Here is a 24,079-nt window from a genome sequence, read left to right as displayed (position 1 = left end):
ACCCTGATACGCTGATAGCTAAACAGCCTATCGAGAGAGATACAAGGTCGGATTAGCGCGAAGGCGCGTAATCCGACACGAAACTGAAAATGGGCACGTCGGATTCACTCTAGTATCCACTGTGAGCTTCGCGTCGGATTAGCGCGGAGGCGCGTAATCCGACGCGGAACCTATCGCCCCTCCTGGCTTTTTTGCCCATTTGTGGGCTCAGTTTGTTCAATTTCTTCTGCTATAGTTAATATATGATGATAGATTCTTCACACAGTACCCTCGGTATGGGCATCAGTTTTGCGCTGTCGGCGCCTTTTGGCTGGCGCGCGGCCAGTGGCGAGCTGACTGCGCAGCAGTGTGAGGAGAATGAACAGCTGCTGCGCCTGATTCTGGCCCTGGAGGAGCATCCGCCCGAGCATAGCGAGGAGCTGGCGACGCTTGATTTCAAGCTCAATATTATTATGGAACTGCTTGGTGACCTGCTAACGCACCAGCTGGACCTGCCGGCAACGGTGAGTCTGCGCCTTGGTGCCACGGAACTGGTCTGGACCGATCCTGGTAATCTGCCGGCCATGGGCGAATACATCGAGTTATCGATTTATCTGCATCGCACCATTCCCCGGCCACTGCGCCTGTGCGGCCGGGTCACGGGTGTGGAGGCCGGGCACTGTCATGTCGAGCTGGATGCCCTGCCGGAAGGCTTGCAGGACCTGTTCGAAAAATACATTTTTACCCATCATCGACGTGAAGTTGCTCACGCGCGTAATAGTCAGTCATAACCCGCCACTCACGCCTGCCGGCGTCATGATTATGGCGTCTTCTCCCTGTTTGTAACTAATTGATATTACCGCTCTAAACTTCCAATTAACGGTTTTGATACAATTTTTTACGTATTTTTACTGACAAGTTTTTGACATGCCGGGAAGTGAGTGCTTAACTTATCTATTCCTGAAGAATATGTAGTGAATAAACGCCAAAAGGTCGACATTTCCCGGCCGACTGAGGACAAGGACACGATGCTAACCTCTAAATTGCTGATTATTGAAGATGATCCTGAACAACAGCATGATCTACAGGTCATTTTCGATTTTCTTGAATGTGAAGATCTGATAATCACCGGTTCCGCAAACTGGCAAGAGCAGATGGATGACATCAGCAGCCTGCAAACCATCCTGCTGGGCGGTTGCAGCAGTGACGAGCAACGTGACAAGACGCTGGCCTCCATTCAGGCACTCGACGAGGATGTTCCCGTATTATTGCTCGGCGAGGAAGACTCGGCCGCCCAAATGGAGAGCCTGAGTTCGGCCGTCGGCGTGCTGGGTTGCGTGATACTCCCTGCCAGCCATAGCCAGCTTACCAGCATGCTGCAAAAGGCACGCATTTACCGCGAAAGCCGACGCGTCCAGCAAAGCGAGCGTCCGGTGACGCTGTTTCGCAGCCTGGTCGGTAACAGTCGGGCCGTTCGCCAGGTACGTCGTCTTATTGAACAGGTCGCGGCCTCGACCGCCAATGTCCTTATCCTCGGCGAGTCCGGTACCGGCAAGGAGGTGGTGGCCCGCAACCTGCATTACAATTCCAGCCGCCGTGAACACCCCTTTGTGCCGATTAACTGTGGTGCGATCCCGGCCGACCTGCTGGAAAGCGAATTGTTTGGTCACGAAAAGGGCGCCTTTACCGGTGCCATTACCGCCCGCCAGGGGCGTTTCGAAATGGCCGAGGGCGGCACGCTGTTCCTCGATGAAATCGGTGACATGAGCCTGAATATGCAGGTGAAGTTGCTGCGTGTCCTGCAGGAACGAACCTTCGAGCGCGTCGGCAGCAACAAGAGTATCAAGACCAATGTGCGGATCATTGCCGCCACCCACCGCAACCTTGAAGAACGCATCAAGGAAGGGGAGTTCCGTGAGGATTTATTCTATCGCCTGAATGTCTTCCCGATCGAGATGCCGCCGCTGCGCGAACGCAGCAGCGATATCCCCTTACTGGTCAATGAGCTGATCAGTCGTTTTGAAAAAGACAAGCGTGGCTCGGTGCGTCTGACACCGGCGTCGATTATTTCCCTGTGCCAGTATCACTGGCCCGGTAATGTCCGCGAACTGGCCAACCTGATCGAGCGCCTGGTCATCCTCTATCCCTATGGTGTCGTGGACCTGGCCGAGTTGCCGGACAAATTCCGTATCCAGGGACTCAATATGGCCGAGTTCGGCGACGTTGAGGAACTGGATGACGACGGGATCGAGGATAATTACCGCAACGCTGCAGCCGTCACGCGCCTGCCGAATGATAACTTCGATCTCAAGGAACATCTGTCTAATATGGAATACACCTTCATCAAGCAGGCGCTGGATGAGGCCAATGGTGTCGTCGCGCATGCCGCCAAGCGGCTGAACATGCGTCGTACCACCCTCGTCGAGAAACTGCGTAAATATGATTTGCAACGCGGTGAAGAGGCGACAAACTTTTGACTCGCGAGGCACCCGTCCGGGGTGCCGTGTCCGTAACCCTTTGTTATAAAACATACTGACCCTGTTGGGCACGCTTCTTGCTCCATGATTGACGAACAACGATAAACGTCATGAACATGGAGCAAGAGCAACATGAGCCAAGCGGCCCACTCGAGCAACGCTGAACTACAGAATGCCTTCGAGGTATTCAATGATGTTTCGCGGCAGCTGGCCAATTCCTACCAGGAACTGGAGGGCCGGGTCGCCAGCCTGAACCAGGAACTGGTCACGGCACAGAACGAACGTCTGCGGGAACTCACCGAGAAGGTGCGTGTTGCGGATCGCCTGCAAAGCCTGCTCAAGGCCTTGCCGGCGGGGGTGATCGTGCTCGACGCCGAAGGCGTGGTGGTGGAATGTAACCCGGCGGCCGAAGGCCTGCTCGGCGAACCACTGGCAGGCATGTCGTGGCTCGAGGTTATCAAGCGCGCCTTTGCGCCGCAGGTTGATGATGGCCATGACATTTCCCTGCGTGATGGTCGCCGGGTCAGTATCTCGACCCAGGCCCTGGGCAACGAGCCGGGCCAGATCCTGTTGCTGCAAGATGTCACCGAAACACGCAAGCTGCAGGAAGGCCTGAGCCGGCACAAGCGCCTTTCAGATATGGGTGAGATGGCCGCCCAGCTGGCACATCAGATCCGTACACCGCTCGCCTCGGCGCTCCTGTATTGCTCACACCTTGAACACCCCGGGATTGAAAGCGACAAACGTCTGCGCGTCGCCGGCAAGATCCGCAACAGCCTGCATCAGCTTGAAGGGCAGGTGAATGACATGTTGATGTTTGCCAAGGGTGGCAGCTGCGGTGGTGAGCAGATTCATGTCAATGAATTCCTGAAGCAGATCCATGAATCCATGGAAGCCCAGCTACAGCAATGCCAGGCGCGACTTGATGTGCAGACGACGGCCGGGAACACCATCCTGACTGGTAACCGTGAAGCATTGCGTGGCGCGATTCAGAACCTTATTAATAATGCCATGCAGGCCTGCGGCGAGCAGGCGCAGTTGCGACTGGTCGCAAGCCTGCGTAAACAGAATGGCGTCCAGGCCGTGGTCATTTCCCTTACTGACAATGGTCCGGGCATCCCCAGGTCATTACAGGAACAAATCTTTGAACCCTTTTATACCACGCGCAGCCGCGGCACCGGCCTCGGGCTGGCCGTGGTCAAGGCCGTCGCGCATGCCCATAACGGCACCATGTGGGTGGAGTCAGAAGCAGGCCGGGGCAGTACCTTCAGTTTGTTCCTGCCACTGAATGTAAAGAACTCGGCATTGAGTTCAGGGCAGTCGGGCAACAATACTGTCCGCGCCGCAGCGATGAGTGAGGAGAGATAATGAGTCAGGCAAGCATACTCGTGGTTGAAGACGATGCCGCCTTGCAAGAGGCGTTATGTGACACCCTTGAACTGGCAGGCTTCAATACCCTGACGGCAGATGATGGACGTGTGGCGATGGACATCCTCGCCAACGAAGCGGTCGACATGGTGGTCAGTGATGTACAGATGCAACGCATGGATGGTCATGCCCTGTTGCGCGAGATTAAAAGCCGCAATGCCGTTCTGCCGGTATTACTGATGACTGCCCATGGTTCGATTGAGCGTGCTGTGGAGGCCATGCGCGAGGGGGCGATTGATTACCTGGTTAAGCCCTTTGACGCGGAAGTGCTGGTGAGCATGGTCAGTCAGTATGTCGCGGTGGATGTTGCCGAGACCGATTTTCTTGCAGTCTCCCCGGGTGGTCACGAGGTAAAGAAAGTCGCCGCGCGTGTGGCCGAGAGTGACGCCACGGTGATGATCACGGGTGAGAGCGGCACGGGCAAGGAGGTACTGGCCCGTTATATCCACCGCCAGTCACCGCGGGTCAAGGCACCATTCGTGGCCATCAATTGCGCAGCCATTCCCGAAAACATGCTCGAAGCGACCTTGTTCGGTTATGAAAAGGGCGCCTTTACCGGCGCCTACAAGGCTAATCCCGGCAAGTTTGAACAGGCCCAGGGCGGCACCCTGTTACTGGATGAGATCTCGGAAATGGATCTGGGGCTGCAGGCCAAGATCCTGCGTGTTCTGCAGGAACGTGAAGTTGAACGTCTCGGCGGCAGCACACTGGTCTCGCTTGATGTCCGCGTGCTGGCAACCTCCAATCGCAACATGCGTGCCGAGGTCAGTGCCGGTCGTTTCCGCGAGGACCTGTTTTACCGCCTGAATGTCTTCCCGTTGCACCTGCCGCCCTTGCGTGAACGAACCGAGGATATAGTGCCGATTGCTGAACAGATCCTGCGCAAGCAGGCCATTCGTGGCGGCAAGCCAGTGGCGGCGCTTACAGCAGGCGCCGCGCAGCAACTGACCCGACACCGCTGGCCCGGCAATGTCCGCGAACTGGATAACGTCATGCAGCGTGCCCTGATCATGAATACCGGTAACGGCATTGCCGCGGCTGACCTGGTCTTTGAGGCAGGCACGGCACTGCAGGGTGTAGCCGCTGAGCCACCAGAGTTTATTCAGCATGCCGCGGCAGAGGCCCCGGCGGTCATGGATGACTCGCTTGGTGACGACGTGAAGCGTCATGAACACAACATGATTATTGATATGCTGAAAAACTGTATGGGCAACCGCAAGCTGGCGGCTGAAAAGCTTGGCATCAGCCCGCGTACCCTGCGCTACAAGATTGCACGCATGCGCGATGACGGAATTGTTCTGCCCGGTTAAGACCGTGGCCCGGCTGAGGATGAGATGATGAGTGAAATGAATGTTAATCAATTACTGGCGCAGATGCGCGCCATGGGTGATATGGCCAGGGGCAGCCAGGTTAATCCGGCTGCGGAAACCGAAACGGCCAACTTTTCGGATGTGCTGAAAACCTCTATAGACAAGGTAAACGATACGCAGATGACCGCTGGCCAGCTGTCCGAGGCCTTCCAGAAGGGTGACCCTGACGTGGCCCTGTCTGATGTCATGATCTCCATGCAGAAGGCGAGTGTCTCGTTCCAGGCCATGTTGCAAGTGCGCAATAAGCTGGTCAACGCCTATACCGATATTATGAATATGCCGGTATAAGGCCGTCAGTAAAGAACGGATAAGAATATGGCACTAGTCAAAGCAGAAAACGTCGGCAACCAGTTTAATGGTTTCAGCGGCCTGCCGGTTCTTCGACAACTCGGGTTGATGATAGGCCTGGCGGCAAGTGTGGCACTCGGTGTCGCTATCGTTATGTGGTCACAGACGCCGAATTATCGCCTCTTGTATAACAACCTGACGGCCCAGGACTCGGCCCAGGTCGTTGATGCCCTGCAAAAGTCCGGCCTGAAATACCGGGTGGATGAAACGAACGGCAGTGTCTGGGTGCAGGATGATGCCATGCATGACGCGCGCATGAAACTCGCCTCGCAGGGTCTGCCGGAAGGGGCGGGCAACGGTTTTGAGCTTTTGGATGACCAGGATGGTTTTGGCAGTAGCCAGTTCGTCGAGTCGGTGCGTTACCAGCGCGCCCTCGAAGGTGAGTTGTCACGTACAATCAGAAGCCTGAAGTCGGTGCAACACGCCCGCGTACACCTTGCCATCCCGAAACAGTCTGCCTTTGTGCGCAAGCGTAAAAAGGCCAGCGCCTCGGTGACCGTGGGTCTGTTCCCGGGGCGGATGCTTGAATCTTCCCAGGTGCAGGCAATTGTAAACCTGGTGAGTTCGAGCGTGGCGGAACTGGAGGCTGGTCAGATCACCGTCGTCGACCAGTCCGGGCGCCTGCTTACTGATGAACTGGGCAACACTGACATGGCCTTCAGTGGCAAGCAGCTGGACTACAAACACCAGATTGAAAATTCTTATATCAAACGCATTGAAGAAATCATGACACCGATTGTTGGTCAGGGTAAGGTCAAGGCACAGGTTAATGCCGAGCTTGATTTTACGGTCACTGAACAGACCCAGGAGGTTTTCAATCCTGATCAGGTCGCCATGCGCAGTGAGCAGACCCTTGACGAGATGCGTGGCGGTAGAGGTTCTGCACAAGGCGTACCTGGCGCGTTGACCAATCAGCCGCCGGCCGCAGGCAGTCTGGAGGACAACGCTGAAGCAACGACGAATAACCCGGCGGCGGTGAACACCACGCGCCGTGCAACGCGTAATTACGAGGTGGACAAGACGATTAGTCACACCCGCCTCGCCACGGGCACAATCCGGCGTCTGTCTGTTGCTGTGCTGGTGGACAACAAGATATCGGCGGAAGGCGACCCCGCTGGCCAGACCTACACGGCAGAAGAGATACAACGTTTCGAGCGACTGGTGCAGGACGCGGTCGGTTTCAGCGTACAGCGAGGTGACCGTATCAATGTCCTGAATGCGGCCTTTAGTATCGTGCCTGAGCCCGAGCCGCTGCCGGAAGAATCTATCTGGAAACAGGCCTGGGTGCTGGAGCTGGGTAAGCAATTACTGGGTGCGCTGGCGGTACTTGTACTGGTCTTCAGTGTCTTGCGGCCGGTGATGCGTGAACTGGCACAAAAAGGTGTCGACATGAAACAATATGCAGGCTGGTCCGGGCAAGATGACGATGACGACGAAGGTGACAACGTGACTCTGTCAGGAAAGAAGGCTGCCAGGCAGCTCCAGCAGCAGACGCATGAATCACAGTTGTCGACCGCTCTGAGCATGGTCGATCAGGATCCACGGACCGTGGCACAGGTATTGAAGAACTGGGTGGGCACCGATGCCGGCTGATTTAGTAGAAGCTGAAAATACTCTCGACGGTGTGGAGCGCGCCGCCGTCTTCCTGCTGTCGCTCGGTGAGGACCGTGCTTCCGAGGTCCTCAAGCACATGGGGCCAAAGGAAGTGCAGGCACTGGGTGCGGCCATGGCCGATCTGACCAATGTCTCCAAAAGGCAGGTCACAACCGTGCTGGGCGAATTTATCACCATCGCCGAAGACCAGACATCGCTTGGCATCGGCAATGACGACTATATCCGCAACATGCTCACCAACGCCCTCGGCGCGGACAAGGCGAACGGGGTTATTGACCGTATTCTGTTCGGCAAGAACAGTAAGGGGCTGGAACAATTGAAGTGGATGGACGCCCGCCAGACGGCGGAACTGATCCGTATCGAACATCCGCAGATTATTGCCATCATTCTGGCCTACCTGGATAACGATCACTCCGCGGAAGTGTTGTCCATGTTGCCGCAAAACATGCGGCTTGATGTCATGATGCGGGTCGCCTCGCTGGACGGCATTCAGCCCAATGCCCTGAGTGAGCTTAACGATATTATGGAGCAACAGTTTGCCGGTGATAATGCCAGCAGCATCAAGTCCTCCAGTGTCGGTGGCGTCAAGGCGGCTGCCGACATCCTCAATGTCATGGATACTTCCATAGAGAACGAGATTATGGATCAGATGAAGGAAGCCGATCCGGACCTGGGCCAGCAGATCCTTGATAACATGTTTGTCTTTGCCAACCTGGTCGAACTCGATGACCGCGGCATACAAATGCTGCTGCGCGAGACCTCGACAGACAACCTGGTGACGGCCCTGAAGGGTTCGGATAATGCGTTGAAGGAAAAGGTCTTCAAGAACATGTCCAAGCGCGCGGGCGAAATGCTGCGTGACGACCTTGAAGCCAAAGGCCCGGTCCGGCTCAGTGAAGTGGAAGAGGCGCAAAAGGAAATTATTGCCATTGCTCGCCGCATGACTGAGTCGGGCGAAATATCACTGGGAGGCAAGGGTGACGAGTTCGTTTCCTAAAACGCACCTGATTGATGGTGAGGGTGTGGCCTGTGATCGTTGGGAAGCGCCCTCGGTACAGAAACCGACCGCGAGTGAAATAGCCGCCCAGGCAGCACAGAAGAAAGAAGTCGAACATCAGCACATGCTGACGGCCGAGGCAATTGAAAAACTGCAGGAGCAGGCCTATGCGGAAGGACGTGCTGAAGGCCTGCAGAAGGGCCTTGATGAAGGTCGGCAGGAGATACAACGCAGTGTCGCCAACCTCGAGGCGATCATCAACAAACTCAATCAACCACTGGAAGATCTTGACGAAGAAGTCGTCGGACAAATGGTCACCCTGTCGCTGAGCATTGCCCGGCAACTGGTGCGACGCGAATTGAGAATCGATCCCGCCCAGGTAGTCGCGGTCGTTCGCGAGACGATTTCCAGCCTGCCGGTGGCGGCCAGAAATATTCGGCTCTTGCTGAATCCGGAGGATGCCCGGCTGGTGCGTGATGCACTGTCGGTATCGGGCAGCGAACAGCGTTGGGAAATCGTTGAAGAACCGATAATGAAGCGCGGCGGCTGCAAGGTCATCACTGACACCTCGCGCATTGATGCCAGCATGGAGGCGCGTCTGACAGCGATTGCCACCAACCTGCTGGGCGGCGATCGGAAGTGTGATGATGCCGGCACAGACTGAACGTAGTCAGCAGTGGTGCGCAGAACTGGCGCGTTTCCAGGCATCTGCCGAGAACAGCGCCCCCATTGTTGTGGAGGGCAAGTTGACCCGCATGGTGGGGATGACCCTTGAAGCCATTGGTTGCCTGGCGCCGGTGGGCGCGGTCTGTGAAATCATTGCGCCCAACGGTAATATCGCCAAGGCCGAGGTGGTGGGGTTTTCCGGAGAACGCCTGTTTCTCATGCCCACCGAGGAGATCCGCGGACTGGTACCGGATTCACGGGTGATCCCCACCGGCGAGGTCTATAACGTGCCTGTCAGTGACGCCATTCTCGGCCGGGTGATCGACGGCGCCGGCCGGCCCCTCGACGGCAAGGGCCCAATCGAGGGTGACGAGTGCATCTCCCTGAACGGCGAGTTCATTAATCCGATGCAGCGCAAACCTATCCACGAGCCGCTGGATGTTGGTGTCCGCGCGATCAACGCGTTATTGACCGTTGGCCGTGGCCAGCGGATGGGCCTGTTTGCCGGCAGTGGGGTGGGCAAGAGCGTCTTGCTGGGCATGATGACACGCTTCACCACGGCCGACATTATTGTCGTTGGCATGATTGGTGAACGCGGTCGTGAAGTGAAGGAATTTATTGAGAAGACGCTTGGCGTGGAAGGTATGCGCCGGGCGGTGGTCGTCGCGGCACCTGCCGACAATACGCCGTTGATGCGTATCCATGGCGCGATGCTGGCCACCAGTATTGCCGAGCATTATCGGGACAAGGGCAAGAATGTCCTCCTGCTCATGGATTCATTGACGCGTTATGCGCAGGCGCAGCGTGAAATTGCACTGGCCATTGGTGAGCCACCGGCCACCAAGGGTTATCCCCCCTCGGTATTTGCGCGGCTGCCGCAACTCGTCGAACGTGCCGGTAACGGTGATCATGGCGGTGGTTCGATTACGGCCTTCTATACGGTGTTGGCGGAAGGGGATGACCAGAATGACCCGATCGCTGATGCCTCACGTGCGATCCTTGATGGTCATGTGGTCTTGTCTCGTGACCTTGCCGATGCCGGTCATTATCCGGCCATCGATATCGAGAAATCGATTAGTCGCGCCATGACCGAGATCGTGACCCCGGAACAGCAGGGCCAGGCGAACACGTTCAAGAAATTCTATTCCACCTATGAGAAAAGTCGCGACCTGATCGCGGTGGGCGCATACAGCCCCGGGCATGATGCGCGTCTTGATACGGCAGTAGAACTGCATCCCCGGCTGGTCGAGTTTTTGCAGCAGGGCATGAATGAAGCGGTTGATCTTGACCGGAGTTGTGCCACTCTTGAAGAAATAGTGAATGCCGTGCCGCAACAGGAGCCGGCCAACGGCATGTCTCAACATAGCCCGGTACAACAGTCATGACCAAGTCAGAACGCCTGAAACCTGTTACCCATCTTGCGGAAACCCGTGAGCGGGATGCGGCCCGGCTCATGGGAGAACAACAGCAGCACCTCGATCAGCAATACCGGAAACTCGATGAACTGCGCGGCTACCGGGCTGAATATGCTCAACGCATGCAGTCTGCCGGGACCAACGGCATCGGTGCCGGGCAAATGGTCGAGTATGGCAATTTCCTGCGTCGCCTCGATGAGGCAGCCCGCTTTCAGCAACAAAAGATAGAGGAGAGCAAGCGCCTCCTCGAGATCCGCAGCCGGGAATGGCGAGCCCTGCGGACCAGGACCGAGGCACTGAACAAGGTGGTGTCGCGGTTTCATGCCGAAGAGCAGCGTCTCGAGGACCGGCGGGAGCAAAACGAGAACGACGAGCGTGCCCAGCACCGGCGCAGCGACTTCAACAATTACTGAATAATCACGCACCACGCGGTTGTTGGCACACTCCTTGCTCCTTCCTGGGTAGAGAATATTTCAGGTGAGCACCGGAGTAAGACGATGTCTGATCAATTGCCGTTAAAAGTTGCCCCCAGCCCGGCGCCAGGTAATCATAAGGCCCCGGCGAGCGTGCTGAAAAGTGACGTAAGTGCGGATAAAAAAAGCCAATTTGGTGGCGTCCTCTCAAGCCAGGTGCAGCAACAGGGCAAAGAAAATACCGGGCCAGTCGCAGCCGACAGCAAGCTTTCCCCGGTAACGGCGAAAGCGGGGTTGCCGCAGGACGGCAAGGCCTTGCCATTACCGTTGCCGGAAAGCGCCGAGCAGCTTGAAGGGTTACTCGGTGACGCAGACCTTGAATTGGCGACCGAGGCGCTGGAGGTTAGTGCTGAAGCATCGCTGGAAACGGAGATCGTCCCCGAGGGTGATGAGAGTATCGCACTGGCCAGCCCCGTGGTGGTCGTGGACAGCAGGCCGGTAGCACCGGGCAGGCCGGAGACGGGGACCGACAAAACGACCCCGCCACCGACGCTGGCCGAAACCCTTGCCAGGCTTGCCCCCGTCTCGCCGGCGATAGAGGGCGAGGCCGCTGCTGACACCGCCCAGGCCCAGGCGGCACTGCAGTTACAGGCAGCCGAGTCACGGGAAGGCAAGGTTATTTCGCTGGTTAGCCGTGGCGATACTGAGAAACCCCCGCTGCAGATGGCCCAGGCCAACAAACTCATTGAGCAGTTCACTGAATTCAATGGCCGCCAGACGACGGCCACCAATCTTGCCAGCCCGGTCTCCGCAGGCAGCCCGGTGACGACCTCCGGCACGGCCACCACTTCCGCTACCGGCCTGCAACAGGTGAGCATTGATGTCCCCGTGCAGCATCAGCAGTGGCAACGCGCCTTTGCCGAGCGGGTGGTCTGGTCTGTGGGGAATAACCAGTCTGTACAGGTCCGTGTCAATCCGGCTGAGCTTGGGCCGATTGATATCCAGGTGAATGTGAGCAAGGAACAGACCAACATTACCTTTAATACTGTCCATGCAACGACACGCGAGACAATTGAACTGGCCATACCGAGGTTGCGGGAAATGCTGGCCAATGAAGGCCTCAATCTGGGCGATGTTGATGTGCGTCATCAGGACAGCTCCGCGGGTGGGCAGGCGGCTGCGCATGATCAGGGTAACGGTACGGAACGCAATGCCGGGCCGGGTAACCTCGAGTCACTGGCAGAAGGTCATGCCGAGGTTATGCTGCATCCGGTGATGATCAGCGAGCGCGCCGTCGACTATTACATCTGAATAACGGTTCTTCAGCCCCCGATAATCAGTAGCTTGGCGAATTTTTAACCACCGGTGTCATGTTTTTGTCGGCCCCGGTCATTGACCCGGCCGGAGACGGTCTCGCGGCGAGCCGTTTTTACCGCGCTTAACTGGCTGTTTTACATGCGTAACTTCCTGCCTGGCGCAGGATTCCTCACATTGTCCCTCACCTTCGATCCGGCTACCTCGCGGTGGCATGCGTCTTGCTACATCAGTGACCAGAAGGACGAGGAGTCACATTTATGGCAATTGACGAAGAAGATCTGGAACTTGGCGATGACGATGGCAAGCCGGTCAAATCAGGCAAGCTAAAGATAATCATTATTGTGTTGGTGGTGCTGGTCCTGATGGGGGCATCCATCGGCGGCACGCTGTACTTCCTCGGTGGGGCCGACGAGGAAGCAGTCGCAGAAGACACTGCTGGCAAGACCGCGAACAAAAAGGCGCAGGCCAAAGATGCCGGCAACACGAAGGTTATCTACCATCCCTTCGATCCACCTTTCGTGGTGAACTTTGAAGACAAGGGTGTGGTGCGCTTCCTGCAAATCGGCCTGAGTGTCATGACGCACGATGAAGCAGTGGTAGAGAGTCTGAAACAGCATGACCCGGTTATACGCAATAACCTGGTGCTGTTGTTCAGCAGCCAGAGCTTCAAGGACCTGAGTTCGCGCGAGGGCAAGGAAAAGCTTCGCACGGAAACCCGCAAGGAAATCCAGTCGGTTCTGCAGAAGTACACCGATGACAAGGGTATTCAGGAAGTCTTCTTCACCAGTTTTGTGATTCAGTAGCCATGTCTGTCAACGATTTACTCTCGCAGGAAGAGATTGATGCACTGTTGCACGGCGTATCAAATGGCGATGTCGAGACAGACGGTGACGATGGTGGCGATGACGGTTCAACCCGTTCATACAACTTTGCGGTTGAAGACCGCATCGTACGCGGCCGCCTGCCCACGCTGGAAATGATCAACGAACGTTTTGCCCGCCTGTTCCGTGCCAGCCTCTTCAATCTGCTGCGTCGTTCTGCCGAGATATCGGTCGGCAGTGTGCAGATGATGAAGTTTTCCGAATATATTCACAGCCTGTATGTGCCGACCAGCCTGAACCTGGTGAAGATGGCGCCGTTGCGGGGTACGGCATTGTTTGTCCTTGACCCCAAGCTGGTGTTTATCCTGGTGGATAATTTCTTCGGTGGTGTGGGACGACACGCGAAGATAGAAGGTCGCGAATTCACGCCGACAGAACTGCGCATTGTGCAGGTGGTGCTGGCGGATATCTTCAAGAGCCTGGCTAGCGCATGGAAACCGGTATTTGATATTGACTATGAGTACCAAAGCTCTGAAGTCAATCCGCAGTTTGCGAATATTGTCAGCCCGACCGAGGTTGTCGTATTAACCAAGTTTACCATTGAGCTTGACGGCGGCGGCGGTGACCTGCACATCACGATGCCTTATTCCATGCTGGAACCTATTCGGGAACTCCTCGATGCCGGCGTGCAGAGTGACCGCGCAGAAACGGATACGCGCTGGATAACCGCGCTCCGCGAGGAAATAAAAAGTGCCCGGGTAGATCTGAACTGCCAGCTGGCTGAAGCAGAACTTACCCTCCAGGAAATCATTGATATGAAACCTGGCGACATTATCCCTATCGATATGCCGAAGACGGTGTTACTCCGCTCGGGTGGTATTCCCATATTACGTGGGACCTATGGTGAGGCACATGGCAATAAGGCCGTGAAGATTACCCGTCCGGTTGAGAGGCCGGAAAGTAAACAACTTGTTGAATTGATACCGAAGAAGGACGTGTCGAATGAATGATACAACTGACGAGAACAGTCAACCGACTGAGGATGCTGAGGATATGGCCGCCGCCGCGGCCTCGACGGATGAGGCGGTCCCGACAGATGCCCCGGCGGCTCCTGTAGATCATTTGCAGGATGATGCTGCCGAGGTAACCGATGAGGATGCCAATATCGAAGTGATTCTGGATATCCCGGTTACCATCGCCATGGAGATTGGCCGTACCACCATCAGTATCCGCAACCTGTTGCAGTTAAACCAGGGTTCCGTGGTTGAACTGGACCGGCTTGCCGGGGAGCCAATGGATGTCATGGTAAACGGTACACTGATCGCGCACGGCGAAGTCGTGGTCGTGAATGACAAATTCGGGATCCGCCTGACTGATGTGGTGAGTGCCGCCGAACGACTGAAGAAACTCAAATAAGTATCGCCTGCATGACTATTCGAAATAAGCGTTTGCCGGGTTTGTTGTTCAGCCTTTTCTTTGCGACAGGCGCTATTGCCGCGGAAGTGACCGGCAAGACAGAAAAGCTGGCCGGCCGGGTCAATGTTGAACCACTCTCGGGCGGCAGCATGGCACAAGTGGCTCTCGGCTTGTTGTTTGTCCTGTTGCTGGTGATCGGGGTTGCCTGGTTATTAAAGCGCGTCGGTGGCTTTGCTGTTACCGGTAACGGTGCGTTAAAGATCCTGGGTGGTCTCTCCATGGGGGCACGTGAGCGCGTTGTCCTCATGCAGGTCGGAGAAAAGCAGATACTGCTGGGTGTCAGCCCCGGGCGTATCCAGACTCTGCATGTGCTCGATAAGCCGATCGATGTCGATGACAAGGGCACGACCGCGCCGGGGTTCGCTGAACGACTCAGCGAGGCAATGGCCCGGAGGCGTGATAAATGAAACGCCGGAGCCTGCATTTCCTTGCCTTAGTGATTCTGTTCTTCGGGGTTACCGCCGCCATGCCCGCATTAGCCGAGCAGGGGCTGACCGCACTGACGGTGACCACTGATGCGGATGGTGGGCAAAAATATTCCCTGAGCATCCAGGTGCTCATGGTCATGACGGTGCTGACCCTGTTGCCGGCCGCACTGATGATGATGACCGCCTTCACCCGTATCGTTATCGTCCTGTCTATTTTGCGGACGGCGATCGGTACCGCGCAAACGCCTACCAACCAGATTATTATCGGCCTGAGCCTGTTTCTGACCATCTTCGTCATGTCACCGGTAATCAGCAAGGTGCATGTTGATGCCGTCCAGCCTTATCTTGAAGAAAAGATCGGTGCCGAGCAGGCTCTCGAACTGGCTCGCAAACCGGTTTCAGGTTTTATGCTACGGCAAACACGCGAGGCCGACATAGAACTGTTTGCCGGGATTGCCGGTCTTGAAGGACTGGAGTCGGTTGAAGATGTGCCGTTCTCAATTCTGATCCCGGCGTTTGTGACCAGCGAGCTTAAGACCGCCTTTCAGATTGGCTTCCTGCTGTTTATCCCGTTCCTGGTCATTGACCTGGTGGTCGCCAGCGTCCTCATGTCCATGGGGATGATGATGCTGTCACCACTGATTATCTCGCTGCCGTTCAAGATCATGTTGTTTGTGCTGGTGGATGGCTGGTCACTGGTGCTCGGTACGCTGGCCTCAAGCTTCTATATATAGGATATCGATATGTCGCCACAAGACGTCCTGCAAATCATGCAAAATACCCTGCACATCATTGTCATTATGGTTTCCGTTGTTTTGTTGCCGGCACTGGGCATCGGTCTGCTGGTAAGCATGTTCCAGGCTGCGACCCAGATCAATGAAATGACCCTGAGCTTTATCCCCAAACTTCTGATCACCCTGTTAACCCTCGCCCTGGCCGGGCCATGGATGCTGCGCCTGCTACTGGATTTCACGCGACGGTTAATCGAAAACATTCCCTATGTAATAGGGTAACCGGGCAAGGCGAGCGTCGCGACGATGAACTTTACCAGTACCGAATTGCTTACGCTGTTAGCCGGTTACCTCTGGCCCCTGTTCCGTATTGCCGCGCTGATCACGGCCACCGCTGTATTTGGCGGCGCTCTGCTGCCGATGCGCATCAAGCTTGTTTTTGCTCTCGCGCTAACGATAGTCATCGCCCCTGTGCTGCCGCCCCCGCCGGCCATTGATATGTTCAGCCTGACGGGTTTTGTCGTGGTCCTGCAGCAGGTACTGATTGGCGTCGCCATGGGCTTTACCTTGCAACTGGTGTTTTCTGTCTTTGTGCTGGGCGGGCAGGTGATTGCTCTGACCATGGGGCTCGGCTTTGCCTCACTGAATGACCCGGCAACCGGTGTGATCGTGCCAACCGTCAGCCAGATATATTCGATCTTCGTTACCCTCGTGTTTTTCGCGATTAACGGCCATCTGGTCATGATCGAAGTTATCGCTACCAGCTTTTATACCCTGCCGGTCGGAGCCACGGGTCTGGGTGTCGATAGCCTGTGGAGCCTGCTGAGTTGGGCCGGCTACATGTTTTCCGGGGCCGTCCTCATGGCATTGCCGGCAGTGGCCTCGATGCTGGTGGTCAATGTCGGCTTCGGGGTGATGACCCGTGCCGCACCGCAGTTGAATATTTTTGCCATCGGTTTCCCTGTGATCATGACACTTGGTTTTGTCGTCATCCTGGTGTCCTTGCCGAGCATTATCCCGCAGTTTGAGAACATCTTGCAGGCCGGCTTTGCCCTGATGCGCGAGCTGGCAGGAGGTCGCTGATGGCGGAGAAGGGCGGTCAGGAAAGAACAGAGCAACCGACACCGAAACGTCTTAATGACGCCCGGGAGAAGGGCCAGATTGCGCGTTCCCGGGAACTGAATACCACTGCGGTACTGATGACGGGGGCTGCCGGCATGTTGTTCCTCGGCGATAACCTCATGCAGGGCATCAGTGGTGTCATGGCGCAGGGACTGACAGTAGAACGCCCTCATATATTTGATACCGCCGCGATGTTGCAGTTGCTGGAGGCGCGCAGTATCGACGCCTTGTTAACGCTGGTACCGCTGTTCACGCTATTGGTCGTGGCTGCTTTTCTGTCACCGATGGTCCTGGGGGGATTCTCTTTCAGTACCAAGGCGCTGGCCTTCAAATGGGACAAGCTGGACCCGATCAAGGGTCTTGGCCGGGTGTTTGCTGTGCGCGGCCTGGTGGAACTCCTCAAGGCGCTCGGCAAGTTTCTGATCATTGGCGGGGTGACGGTGACCTACCTGTGGTTTCATATTGATGATTTCCTGCAGCTTGGCGGCATGGGCATTGAAGATGCGCTGGCGCGCGTGGGTGATTTGTTGTTCTGGTCGTTTCTGGCCATTAGCAGTGCGTTGATCATGATTACCCTGCTCGATGTACCGTTCCAGCTCTGGGATCACAATCGTCAGTTGATGATGACCATGCAGGAAGTCAAGGACGAGAACAAGGAGACCGAGGGCCATCCCGAGGTCAAGCAGCATGTGCGTAACCTGCAGCAACAGATGGCCGAACGTCGCATGATGCAGGATGTGCCGAATGCCGATGTGGTCGTGACTAACCCGAGTCACTATGCCGTAGCCCTTAAATATGATCAGAACAGCATGGGCGCACCGCGTGTGATTGCCAAGGGCGCCGACCTGATTGCCGCGGAAATCCGTAACGTTGCGCACAAGCATAATGTACCGGTTGCCACCGCGCCGCCATTGACGCGTGCGTTGTTCTATAGCACTGAACTAAATGACGAGATCCCGGCCGGTCTGTACCTGGCCGTGGCGCAGGTGCTGGCCTATATCTACCAGCTGCGTGAACGTCGTAGCTATAAGCCGAATACAACAATCGAACTGCCGGATGTGGATATTCCGGATGACTTGCGACACGACTGATGTCGTAACCACCAACCGATAAGCGAGTAGCAAGAATGCAACAGGCAACAGTTATGGGAGGCTTACTCAGTGCCAGCCGCAGCGGTATAGGTGCACTGTTTATGCTATTGATGATGTTGGCGATGATGGTAATCCCGTTGCCGACAATCCTGCTGGATATCTTGTTCACCTTCAATATCGCCCTGGCACTGGTCGTGCTGCTGTCAGGAATCTATACTCAGCGACCCGTTGACTTTACCGCCTTTCCGACCATTCTTTTGATCGCCACACTGCTGCGCCTGGGACTGAATGTGGCCTCGACACGTGTGGTTCTGCTGGATGGGCACACCGGTTCTGACGCCGCCGGTGAAGTCATCTATGCCTTTGGTGACTTCGTGGTGGGAGGTAATTACACGGTCGGGCTGGTGGTGTTCGCGATCCTTGTGATTATCAATTTTGTTGTCGTCACCAAGGGCGCCGGCCGTATCTCGGAGGTGAGTGCGCGGTTTACCCTGGATGCAATGCCCGGCAAGCAGATGGCCATTGATGCGGATCTGAATGCGGGCTTGATCGATCAGGATGAGGCCCGTCAGCGGCGCAGTGATATTGCCAACGAGGCTGACTTTTACGGTTCCATGGACGGTGCCAGCAAGTTTGTTCGTGGCGACGCCATTGCCGGCATCCTGATCCTGTTTATCAATATTATCGGCGGTCTTGCCATCGGCATGGTGCAGCATGACCTGCCATTCTCCACGGCGATCGAATACTACACCTTGCTTACTATCGGCGATGGCCTGGTCGCACAGATCCCGTCACTGGTGTTGTCTACTGCCGCGGCGATTATCGTTACGCGCAGCTCCGGCAAGCACAATATGGGCGAGAATATTTTCAGCGAGCTGTTCAGCAATCCCCGTGCCCTGTTTGTGACCGCGGGTATTATCGGCATCATGGGCATGATCCCGGGCATGCCAAACCTCGCCTTCCTGACCCTGGCGGCGATCTGCGGCGGCGCCGGCTGGATGATCACGCAGCGGCAACAGGTTGCCGCGCAACATAAGGCGGCTGAAGCGGTGGCCGAGGCACAGGCAGAACCGGAGCATCTCAGTGAAAACAAGGAACTGAGCTGGGACGATGTCGTGCCTGTGGATGTGATTGGTCTTGATGTCGGCTACAAGTTGATTCCACTGGTGGACAAGAAACAGGGTGGGCAGCTACTGAGTCGCATTAAAGGTGTGCGCAAGAAGCTCACCCAGGAACTGGGCTTTTTGATTCCCTCGGTACATATCCGTGACAAGCTGGACCTCGAGCCCGGTCGTTACTCGATTTCGCTGATGGGCGTGCCGGTGGGCGAGGCCGAGATCTACCCGGAACGAGAAATGGCGATTAACCCGGGGCAGGTCTTCGGGGTCATTGACGGCCTCACCACCAAGGACCCGGCCTTTGGTCTGGACGCCTTGTGGATTGACCCCGCGCAACGCGATGAGGCGCAGACCATGGGCTATACGGTAGTGGATGCGAGTACCGTCATCGCCACCCACCTGAGCCAGATCTTGCACAACCATGCGCATGAATTACTGGGGCGCGAGGATGTGCAGCAATTACTCGAGAACCTGGGCAAGACGGCGCCGAAGCTGGTTGAAGGGCTGGTGCCGGAGACCCTGTCGGTCGGCGTGGTGCAGAAGGTTCTGCAGAACCTGCTCGAGGAGCGCGTTCCCATCCGTGATATGCGGACGATCGTCGAGACTTTGGCGGTCTCCGGTGCCCAGAGTCAAGATGCTGCCGCTCTGACCGCCCAGGTGCGAGTCGCCCTTGGCCGATCAATTGTTCAGTATATCAATGGGATGGAGAGTGAGCTGGCGGTTATCACCCTGGATCCGACATTGGAACAGATGTTGCAAGAATCTCTCCTGAGTGCCACGGATGCCGGTGCCGGGCTGGAACCCGGGCTCGCTGACCGCTTGCTCAAGTCGTTGCAGGATGCCGCGCGGCAACAGGAGACAGCAGGCAAGACCCCGGTACTTGTGGTCTCACCGGGGATCCGTCTGTTAATGGCGCGTTTTGTACGCTATGCGATTCCGGAACTGCACGTGCTGGCGTTCAGCGAAATCCCGGATACCAAGCAGATACGGATCGTCGCCAGTGTGGGGCGTGAATAGATGGGCAACAAACGGTACGGAAAAGTAAAAACAGATGACATTGGTTCAGGCGTTATAGCCAGAGTCAGGAGCAAGACAGAATGAAAATCAAAAGATTCTTCGCCAGGGACATCAGCGGCGCCATCCGCAGTGTGCGTGAAGAGCTTGGCCCGGATGCGGTGATCCTTTCCAATCTCGAGGTCAATGGCGGTATTGAGATCGTGGCCGCGACCGATTATGACGAGGCCTTGTTTGATGGCCTTGGCATGCAGGGCAGTGAAAGTAACAAGCGTCCCGCGCCTGCTGAAGCTGCGCCGGCAGCGGTTGCACAACCTGAACCTCCCCGGGCCTCGACGGCGGTGCAGCCCGAGACTGCAAGTCCAGCATCACAAGCCGGCGTCGCGACTGCCGCCAGGCCAAAGCCGGCCATGAAGATCGAATGGTCGCAGGAACCCACTCTTGTCGAAATGCGTCGCGACATGGAAAGCCTGCGTGGCATGATGGAAAATCGTCTGACCGGCCTGGCATGGGGTGAACAGGCGCGCTTGCACCCGCAACGTACCCGCCTCTTGCGCGAACTTATGAACATGGGCCTGAGCCCGTCACTGTGTCGGGAACTGACCGGTGAACAAGGCGAGGCTGACTACGATTATATGTGGCGTGAAAGCCTGGGTCGCCTGGCCCACAGGTTGCCCGTCAGTGATGAAGATATTCTTGATGAAGGTGGCGTCATTGCGCTACTCGGGCCTACCGGTGTTGGCAAGACCACGACCATCGCCAAGCTGGCGGCTCGCTATGCCTTGCGGCATGGCAGTCAGAGCGTGGCGCTGGTCACCACTGACAGTTACCGGATCGGCGCTCACGAACAGTTACGTATCTACGGCCGTATCCTTAATGTGCCGGTACGCATTGCCAACGACGGTCATGAGCTGCGCGAAACGCTCAACAGCCTGCAGGACAAGCGACTTGTCCTGATCGATACCGCCGGTATGAGTCAGCGGGATGTCCGTCTTTCCGAACAGATAGCGGTTATTCATGATGGCTCGGCTCAGGTGCGGAGCTTCCTGGTCCTGTCTGCCACCACGCAATACACGGCCCTTGATGAAGCCGTCAAGGTCTTTGCGGCAGCGGAGCCGGAAGGCTGTTTCATCACCAAGACCGACGAGGCCAGCAGTCTGGGGCCGGTCCTGTCAGTCGCTGTGCGGCATAAACTGCCGGTAGCTTACGTTGCCGATGGCCAGCGTGTGCCGGAAGACCTGCGCCTGGCGCGGGCCCATAACCTGGTCAAGCAGGCGATGGAACTGAAACAGAGTGATGAACGAATGCTCGAGCAGGACCTGCTCGCGATGGCCACTGAGAGGCAGAATACCCATGTACATGGCTGAAGCGAGTATGGATCAGGCCGAGGGTATGCGGCGTATCAGCCAGCCGAAAGCGGTTCGGGTGATCGCGGTTGCCAGCGGCAAGGGCGGGGTCGGTAAAACCAATGTCTCGGTGAATCTGGGCATGGCCATGAGCGGACAGGGCAAGCAGGTGATGTTACTTGATGCCGATCTCGGGCTGGGTAACGTCGATGTGTTACTGGGTGTGCATCCGGTACATAACCTGTCACATGTCATTAGCGGCGAGCGAACCCTTGAGGAAGTCATTGTTGACGGTCCGGCCGGTCTGCAAATCGTCCCGGCCGCATCAGGTATCAAGCGTATGGCCGAACTGTCACCCGAAGAACACGTCGGCCTGGTGCGCGCCTTCAGCGAGCTCAATAATAATCTCGATGTACTCATCATTGATACTGCCGCGGGTATTTCAGACAGCGTTATCACGCTGACCCGTGCCGCCCAGGAAGTGCTGGTCGTTGTCTGTGATGAACCGGCCTCGATCACCGATGCCTATGCACTGATCAAGGTACTCAACCAGGAACATGGTATTAACAAATTCCATGTGATGGTCAACATGGTGCAGAGTGTGCAGCAGGGGCATGACTTGTTTGCCAAGATGCTCAAGGTCACCGACAAGTTCCTTGACGTCACCCTCGACTTTACGGGGACGGTTCCTTACGATGATTATCTGCGCAAGGCGATTCAGCGCCAGCGCGCAGTCTCTGATGCCTATCCGCGAAGTCGTTCAGCCCTGGCCTTTAAAAAGCTGGCCCAGGCCGTCGACAAGTGGCCTATGCCGAATACGGCAGGTGGGCATCTGGAGTTTTTTGTTGAACGACTGGTTCAGAGTGAAGCCGATCAATGGCTTGTGGAGAATGTGTCATGAACGGACTTGCCATGTATACCGAAAACCAGGGGCGCACGTCGGATGCACTGGTCATAGAGCATGCGCCACTGGTGAAGCGCATTGTCTATCACATGGTGACCCGCCTGCCGGCAACGGTTGCGGTGGATGATCTTACCCAGGCCGGCATGATCGGCCTGCTGGAAGCCTCGCGTCACTATGACCCGACCCAGGGTGCCAGCTTCGAGACCTATGCCGGTATTCGTATTCGCGGCGCGATCCTGGATGAAGTGCGCAAGAATGACTGGGCGCCACGTTCAGTCTACAAGAAGGCTCGTACCATCTCGGAAGCGGTACGCCAGATTGAAAACCGTGAAGGCCGTGACGCACGCGACCTCGAGGTTGCCGAGGAACTGGGTGTCTCCATCGAGGAATACAACCAGATGCTGCAGGATGCCAGCGGTCAGCGCCTGACCAGTTTTGACGAGGTCAGCGGTCAGGATGAGGCCCTGCTTCTTGGCGCGAGCGGCGATACTTCTGAGCCTTTCGATGGTGTCCAGAATGGTCATTTTCGCAAGGCCCTGGCCGAGGCCATTGCTGGCCTGCCGGAGCGTGAACGTCTGGTTATGGCCCTGTATTATGATGAAGAGCTGAATTTGCGCGAAATCGGCGAAGTGCTCGGCGTGACCGAGTCACGTATCAGCCAGATCCACAGCCAGGCGATCCTGCGCTTACGGGCGCGCATGACAGACTGGGTCTCAGACAGCTAAACCATTTCGACTACCTGCCGACAACATAGACAGAACAGGGGGCATATCCCCTTTTAACCATGAGTGATTTGTAAGTTTGAGCGACTATATAGATGGGAGGTTGCTTTGGATAAGAATATGAAGATCCTGGTTGTTGATGATTTTTCGACCATGCGTCGCATCATCAAGAACCTGTTGAGGGATCTCGGCTTCAACAACACCAGCGAGGCCGACGATGGCCAGACGGCGCTGCCGATGCTGCAGTCAGGGAATTATGATTTTCTGGTAACCGACTGGAATATGCCCGGTATGTCCGGGATCGACTTACTCAAGGCAGTGCGTGCGGATGCCAAGCTGGCCTCGTTGCCGGTGCTGATGGTCACCGCCGAGCAGAAACGTGAGCAGATTGTTGAGGCCGCACAGGCAGGTGTAAATGGTTATATTGTCAAACCGTTCACAGCAGAGGTTTTACGCGAAAAGCTGAACAAGATCTTTGAGCGTGTCGACAGCGGTTCGTGAACGGGGGTGGGGTAATGGAAGAAGACAGTAATATCAAGGATAAGTATTTATCCAAGGCTGAGTTCCTGCTTGCAGCGATCGAGTCGGGCAACACCGGCGCCGCGGATCAGATTATTGAGGAACTGGCGAGTGTGCGCGATAAGAGCATGTTCCAGGAGATCGGCAAACTCACTCGCGAGTTGCACGAGGCCCTGAACAGTTTTCGCCTGGATGCCCAGCTGACTGAAATTACCGGCAAGGATATTCCTGACGCGCGCGAGCGTTTGCAGTATGTCATTACCATGACAGAGCAATCTGCCAACAAGACGCTGAATGCGGTCGAAGAAAGCATGCCGGTATGCGAGGTCTTGGAAGCGCGCAGCAAGGAGATCCACGAACGCTGGCAACGCTTCATGCGGCGCGAGATGGAACCGCAGGAGTTTCGAGGGTTATGCCAGGAAATTACCGAGGTGTTCGAGCAACAGCATAAAGGCTCGGCCCAGGTAAAAGGTGCATTGACCGAGATCCTGATGGCGCAGGATTTTCAGGATATCACCGGCCAGATTATCACGCGCGTCATAACCCTGGTTTCTGATCTCGAGACCAGCCTGGTCAAATTGATCAAAGACAGTGGTGGCATGCTGGCAGAAGGCAATACATCTGAGAAAACAAAAACCGAACGCGACAAGCTCGATGGACCCCAGGTTCCGGGAGTGAAAAGCGAAGGTGCGGTATCTGGTCAGGATGAAGTAGATGATCTGCTCTCCAGTCTCGGATTTTAGGATTTTTAGGGAGTACCCGT

General features: G+C 56.3%; 25 protein-coding genes. All 25 read left to right on the top strand.

All coding sequences use genetic code 11. The features are described 5' to 3' along the window. The first annotated feature begins 242 nt into the window (after positions 1-242). The gene (locus tag RQ738_RS05090) at positions 243-770 is read left to right on the top strand and encodes a PilZ domain-containing protein (RefSeq protein ID WP_314162580.1); all 528 of its coding nucleotides are present in this window, start codon (positions 243-245) and stop codon (positions 768-770) included. 237 nt (positions 771-1,007) lie between these two features. Then, entirely contained in the window at positions 1,008-2,456 is a 1,449-nt protein-coding gene (locus RQ738_RS05085) for a sigma-54 dependent transcriptional regulator (RefSeq protein WP_314162585.1), read from the top strand. A 132-nt stretch (positions 2,457-2,588) separates the two neighbouring features. Further along, positions 2,589-3,824, top strand: a complete 1,236-nt coding sequence (locus RQ738_RS05080) for a sensor histidine kinase (protein ID WP_314162578.1) — start codon at positions 2,589-2,591, stop codon at positions 3,822-3,824. After that, the gene (locus RQ738_RS05075; protein WP_314162577.1) at positions 3,824-5,194 is read left to right on the top strand and encodes a sigma-54 dependent transcriptional regulator; all 1,371 of its coding nucleotides are present in this window, start codon (positions 3,824-3,826) and stop codon (positions 5,192-5,194) included. The genes RQ738_RS05080 and RQ738_RS05075 overlap by 1 nt, the downstream gene beginning before the upstream one ends. A gap of 24 nt (positions 5,195-5,218) precedes the next feature. Continuing rightward, a complete protein-coding gene (fliE, locus tag RQ738_RS05070; protein ID WP_409929524.1) occupies positions 5,219-5,542 on the top strand; it encodes a flagellar hook-basal body complex protein FliE in 324 nt (107 codons plus the stop codon). A 27-nt stretch (positions 5,543-5,569) separates the two neighbouring features. Further along, positions 5,570-7,195, top strand: a complete 1,626-nt coding sequence (fliF, locus tag RQ738_RS05065; RefSeq protein WP_314162575.1) for a flagellar basal-body MS-ring/collar protein FliF — start codon at positions 5,570-5,572, stop codon at positions 7,193-7,195. After that, the gene (gene fliG, locus RQ738_RS05060; protein ID WP_314162574.1) at positions 7,185-8,213 is read left to right on the top strand and encodes a flagellar motor switch protein FliG; all 1,029 of its coding nucleotides are present in this window, start codon (positions 7,185-7,187) and stop codon (positions 8,211-8,213) included. The genes fliF and fliG overlap by 11 nt, the downstream gene beginning before the upstream one ends. Beyond that, positions 8,194-8,877 (top strand): flagellar assembly protein FliH, encoded by a 684-nt coding sequence (locus RQ738_RS05055; RefSeq protein WP_314162573.1) that lies wholly within the window; start codon positions 8,194-8,196, stop codon positions 8,875-8,877. The genes fliG and RQ738_RS05055 overlap by 20 nt, the downstream gene beginning before the upstream one ends. Further along, complete coding sequence (gene fliI, locus RQ738_RS05050; RefSeq protein ID WP_409929526.1) at positions 8,861-10,264, top strand: flagellar protein export ATPase FliI; 1,404 nt, start codon at positions 8,861-8,863, stop codon at positions 10,262-10,264. The genes RQ738_RS05055 and fliI overlap by 17 nt, the downstream gene beginning before the upstream one ends. Beyond that, positions 10,261-10,707 carry a flagellar export protein FliJ gene (gene fliJ, locus RQ738_RS05045; protein WP_314162571.1) on the top strand — a complete coding sequence of 149 codons (447 nt, stop codon included), beginning with the start codon at positions 10,261-10,263 and terminating at the stop codon, positions 10,705-10,707. Before fliI ends, fliJ begins: the two co-directional genes overlap by 4 nt. An 84-nt stretch (positions 10,708-10,791) precedes the next feature. After that, entirely contained in the window at positions 10,792-12,018 is a 1,227-nt protein-coding gene (locus RQ738_RS05040) for a flagellar hook-length control protein FliK (protein WP_314162569.1), read from the top strand. A gap of 263 nt (positions 12,019-12,281) precedes the next feature. Beyond that, positions 12,282-12,827 (top strand): flagellar basal body-associated protein FliL, encoded by a 546-nt coding sequence (fliL, locus tag RQ738_RS05035; RefSeq protein WP_314162567.1) that lies wholly within the window; start codon positions 12,282-12,284, stop codon positions 12,825-12,827. A gap of 2 nt (positions 12,828-12,829) precedes the next feature. Further along, positions 12,830-13,855 (top strand): flagellar motor switch protein FliM, encoded by a 1,026-nt coding sequence (gene fliM / locus RQ738_RS05030; protein WP_314162566.1) that lies wholly within the window; start codon positions 12,830-12,832, stop codon positions 13,853-13,855. Next, positions 13,848-14,261: a flagellar motor switch protein FliN gene (gene fliN / locus RQ738_RS05025; RefSeq protein WP_409929523.1), complete on the top strand. Its 414-nt coding sequence runs from the start codon at positions 13,848-13,850 to the stop codon at positions 14,259-14,261. Before fliM ends, fliN begins: the two co-directional genes overlap by 8 nt. Positions 14,262-14,272: 11 nt before the next feature. Continuing rightward, positions 14,273-14,728, top strand: coding sequence for a flagellar biosynthetic protein FliO (gene fliO, locus RQ738_RS05020; RefSeq protein WP_314162565.1), 456 nt, complete (start codon positions 14,273-14,275; stop codon positions 14,726-14,728). A 59-nt stretch (positions 14,729-14,787) separates the two neighbouring features. Beyond that, on the top strand, positions 14,788-15,483 hold the full coding sequence (gene fliP / locus RQ738_RS05015; RefSeq protein ID WP_409929525.1) for a flagellar type III secretion system pore protein FliP: 696 nt from the start codon (positions 14,788-14,790) through the stop codon (positions 15,481-15,483). Positions 15,484-15,492: 9 nt separating this feature from the next. Next, on the top strand, positions 15,493-15,762 hold the full coding sequence (gene fliQ / locus RQ738_RS05010) for a flagellar biosynthesis protein FliQ (protein ID WP_314162561.1): 270 nt from the start codon (positions 15,493-15,495) through the stop codon (positions 15,760-15,762). A 24-nt stretch (positions 15,763-15,786) separates the two neighbouring features. Then, the gene (gene fliR, locus RQ738_RS05005) at positions 15,787-16,563 is read left to right on the top strand and encodes a flagellar biosynthetic protein FliR (protein ID WP_314162559.1); all 777 of its coding nucleotides are present in this window, start codon (positions 15,787-15,789) and stop codon (positions 16,561-16,563) included. Next, positions 16,563-17,693, top strand: a complete 1,131-nt coding sequence (gene flhB / locus RQ738_RS05000) for a flagellar biosynthesis protein FlhB (RefSeq protein ID WP_314162556.1) — start codon at positions 16,563-16,565, stop codon at positions 17,691-17,693. Before fliR ends, flhB begins: the two co-directional genes overlap by 1 nt. Positions 17,694-17,746: 53 nt before the next feature. Then, positions 17,747-19,828: a flagellar biosynthesis protein FlhA gene (flhA, locus tag RQ738_RS04995; RefSeq protein WP_314162555.1), complete on the top strand. Its 2,082-nt coding sequence runs from the start codon at positions 17,747-17,749 to the stop codon at positions 19,826-19,828. Between the two features lie 80 nt (positions 19,829-19,908). Beyond that, positions 19,909-21,192, top strand: coding sequence for a flagellar biosynthesis protein FlhF (gene flhF / locus RQ738_RS04990; protein ID WP_314162554.1), 1,284 nt, complete (start codon positions 19,909-19,911; stop codon positions 21,190-21,192). Continuing rightward, on the top strand, positions 21,185-22,072 hold the full coding sequence (locus tag RQ738_RS04985) for a MinD/ParA family protein (protein WP_314162583.1): 888 nt from the start codon (positions 21,185-21,187) through the stop codon (positions 22,070-22,072). The genes flhF and RQ738_RS04985 overlap by 8 nt, the downstream gene beginning before the upstream one ends. Then, on the top strand, positions 22,069-22,800 hold the full coding sequence (locus RQ738_RS04980; protein ID WP_314162553.1) for an RNA polymerase sigma factor FliA: 732 nt from the start codon (positions 22,069-22,071) through the stop codon (positions 22,798-22,800). The genes RQ738_RS04985 and RQ738_RS04980 overlap by 4 nt, the downstream gene beginning before the upstream one ends. A gap of 105 nt (positions 22,801-22,905) precedes the next feature. Continuing rightward, positions 22,906-23,298 carry a chemotaxis response regulator CheY gene (cheY, locus tag RQ738_RS04975; RefSeq protein WP_314162550.1) on the top strand — a complete coding sequence of 131 codons (393 nt, stop codon included), beginning with the start codon at positions 22,906-22,908 and terminating at the stop codon, positions 23,296-23,298. 14 nt (positions 23,299-23,312) lie between these two features. Continuing rightward, positions 23,313-24,059: a protein phosphatase CheZ gene (locus tag RQ738_RS04970; RefSeq protein WP_314162548.1), complete on the top strand. Its 747-nt coding sequence runs from the start codon at positions 23,313-23,315 to the stop codon at positions 24,057-24,059. Positions 24,060-24,079: the final 20 nt, after the last annotated feature.

The sequence above is a fragment of the Sulfuriflexus sp. genome (assembly GCF_032250955.1).
Lineage (GTDB): Bacteria > Pseudomonadota > Gammaproteobacteria > AKS1 > AKS1 > Sulfuriflexus.
The sequence above is the reverse complement of the archived record's forward strand: the minus strand, read 5'-3'. Positions and strand labels throughout refer to the sequence as shown.

What these genes read in the sequence shown, in the direction of transcription:
- RQ738_RS05090 (WP_314162580.1), top strand. Translation starts at nt 243, where the DNA reads ATGATGATAGATTCTTCACACAGTACCCTCGGTATGGGCATCAGTTTT.
- RQ738_RS05085 (WP_314162585.1), top strand. Translation starts at nt 1,008, where the DNA reads ATGCTAACCTCTAAATTGCTGATTATTGAAGATGATCCTGAACAACAG.
- RQ738_RS05080 (WP_314162578.1), top strand. Translation starts at nt 2,589, where the DNA reads ATGAGCCAAGCGGCCCACTCGAGCAACGCTGAACTACAGAATGCCTTC.
- RQ738_RS05075 (WP_314162577.1), top strand. Translation starts at nt 3,824, where the DNA reads ATGAGTCAGGCAAGCATACTCGTGGTTGAAGACGATGCCGCCTTGCAA.
- fliE (WP_409929524.1), top strand. Translation starts at nt 5,219, where the DNA reads ATGATGAGTGAAATGAATGTTAATCAATTACTGGCGCAGATGCGCGCC.
- fliF (WP_314162575.1), top strand. Translation starts at nt 5,570, where the DNA reads ATGGCACTAGTCAAAGCAGAAAACGTCGGCAACCAGTTTAATGGTTTC.
- fliG (WP_314162574.1), top strand. Translation starts at nt 7,185, where the DNA reads ATGCCGGCTGATTTAGTAGAAGCTGAAAATACTCTCGACGGTGTGGAG.
- fliI (WP_409929526.1), top strand. Translation starts at nt 8,861, where the DNA reads ATGCCGGCACAGACTGAACGTAGTCAGCAGTGGTGCGCAGAACTGGCG.
- fliJ (WP_314162571.1), top strand. Translation starts at nt 10,261, where the DNA reads ATGACCAAGTCAGAACGCCTGAAACCTGTTACCCATCTTGCGGAAACC.
- RQ738_RS05040 (WP_314162569.1), top strand. Translation starts at nt 10,792, where the DNA reads ATGTCTGATCAATTGCCGTTAAAAGTTGCCCCCAGCCCGGCGCCAGGT.
- fliL (WP_314162567.1), top strand. Translation starts at nt 12,282, where the DNA reads ATGGCAATTGACGAAGAAGATCTGGAACTTGGCGATGACGATGGCAAG.
- fliM (WP_314162566.1), top strand. Translation starts at nt 12,830, where the DNA reads ATGTCTGTCAACGATTTACTCTCGCAGGAAGAGATTGATGCACTGTTG.
- fliN (WP_409929523.1), top strand. Translation starts at nt 13,848, where the DNA reads ATGAATGATACAACTGACGAGAACAGTCAACCGACTGAGGATGCTGAG.
- fliO (WP_314162565.1), top strand. Translation starts at nt 14,273, where the DNA reads ATGACTATTCGAAATAAGCGTTTGCCGGGTTTGTTGTTCAGCCTTTTC.
- fliP (WP_409929525.1), top strand. Translation starts at nt 14,788, where the DNA reads ATGCCCGCATTAGCCGAGCAGGGGCTGACCGCACTGACGGTGACCACT.
- fliQ (WP_314162561.1), top strand. Translation starts at nt 15,493, where the DNA reads ATGTCGCCACAAGACGTCCTGCAAATCATGCAAAATACCCTGCACATC.
- fliR (WP_314162559.1), top strand. Translation starts at nt 15,787, where the DNA reads ATGAACTTTACCAGTACCGAATTGCTTACGCTGTTAGCCGGTTACCTC.
- flhB (WP_314162556.1), top strand. Translation starts at nt 16,563, where the DNA reads ATGGCGGAGAAGGGCGGTCAGGAAAGAACAGAGCAACCGACACCGAAA.
- flhA (WP_314162555.1), top strand. Translation starts at nt 17,747, where the DNA reads ATGGGAGGCTTACTCAGTGCCAGCCGCAGCGGTATAGGTGCACTGTTT.
- flhF (WP_314162554.1), top strand. Translation starts at nt 19,909, where the DNA reads ATGAAAATCAAAAGATTCTTCGCCAGGGACATCAGCGGCGCCATCCGC.
- RQ738_RS04985 (WP_314162583.1), top strand. Translation starts at nt 21,185, where the DNA reads ATGGCTGAAGCGAGTATGGATCAGGCCGAGGGTATGCGGCGTATCAGC.
- RQ738_RS04980 (WP_314162553.1), top strand. Translation starts at nt 22,069, where the DNA reads ATGAACGGACTTGCCATGTATACCGAAAACCAGGGGCGCACGTCGGAT.
- RQ738_RS04970 (WP_314162548.1), top strand. Translation starts at nt 23,313, where the DNA reads ATGGAAGAAGACAGTAATATCAAGGATAAGTATTTATCCAAGGCTGAG.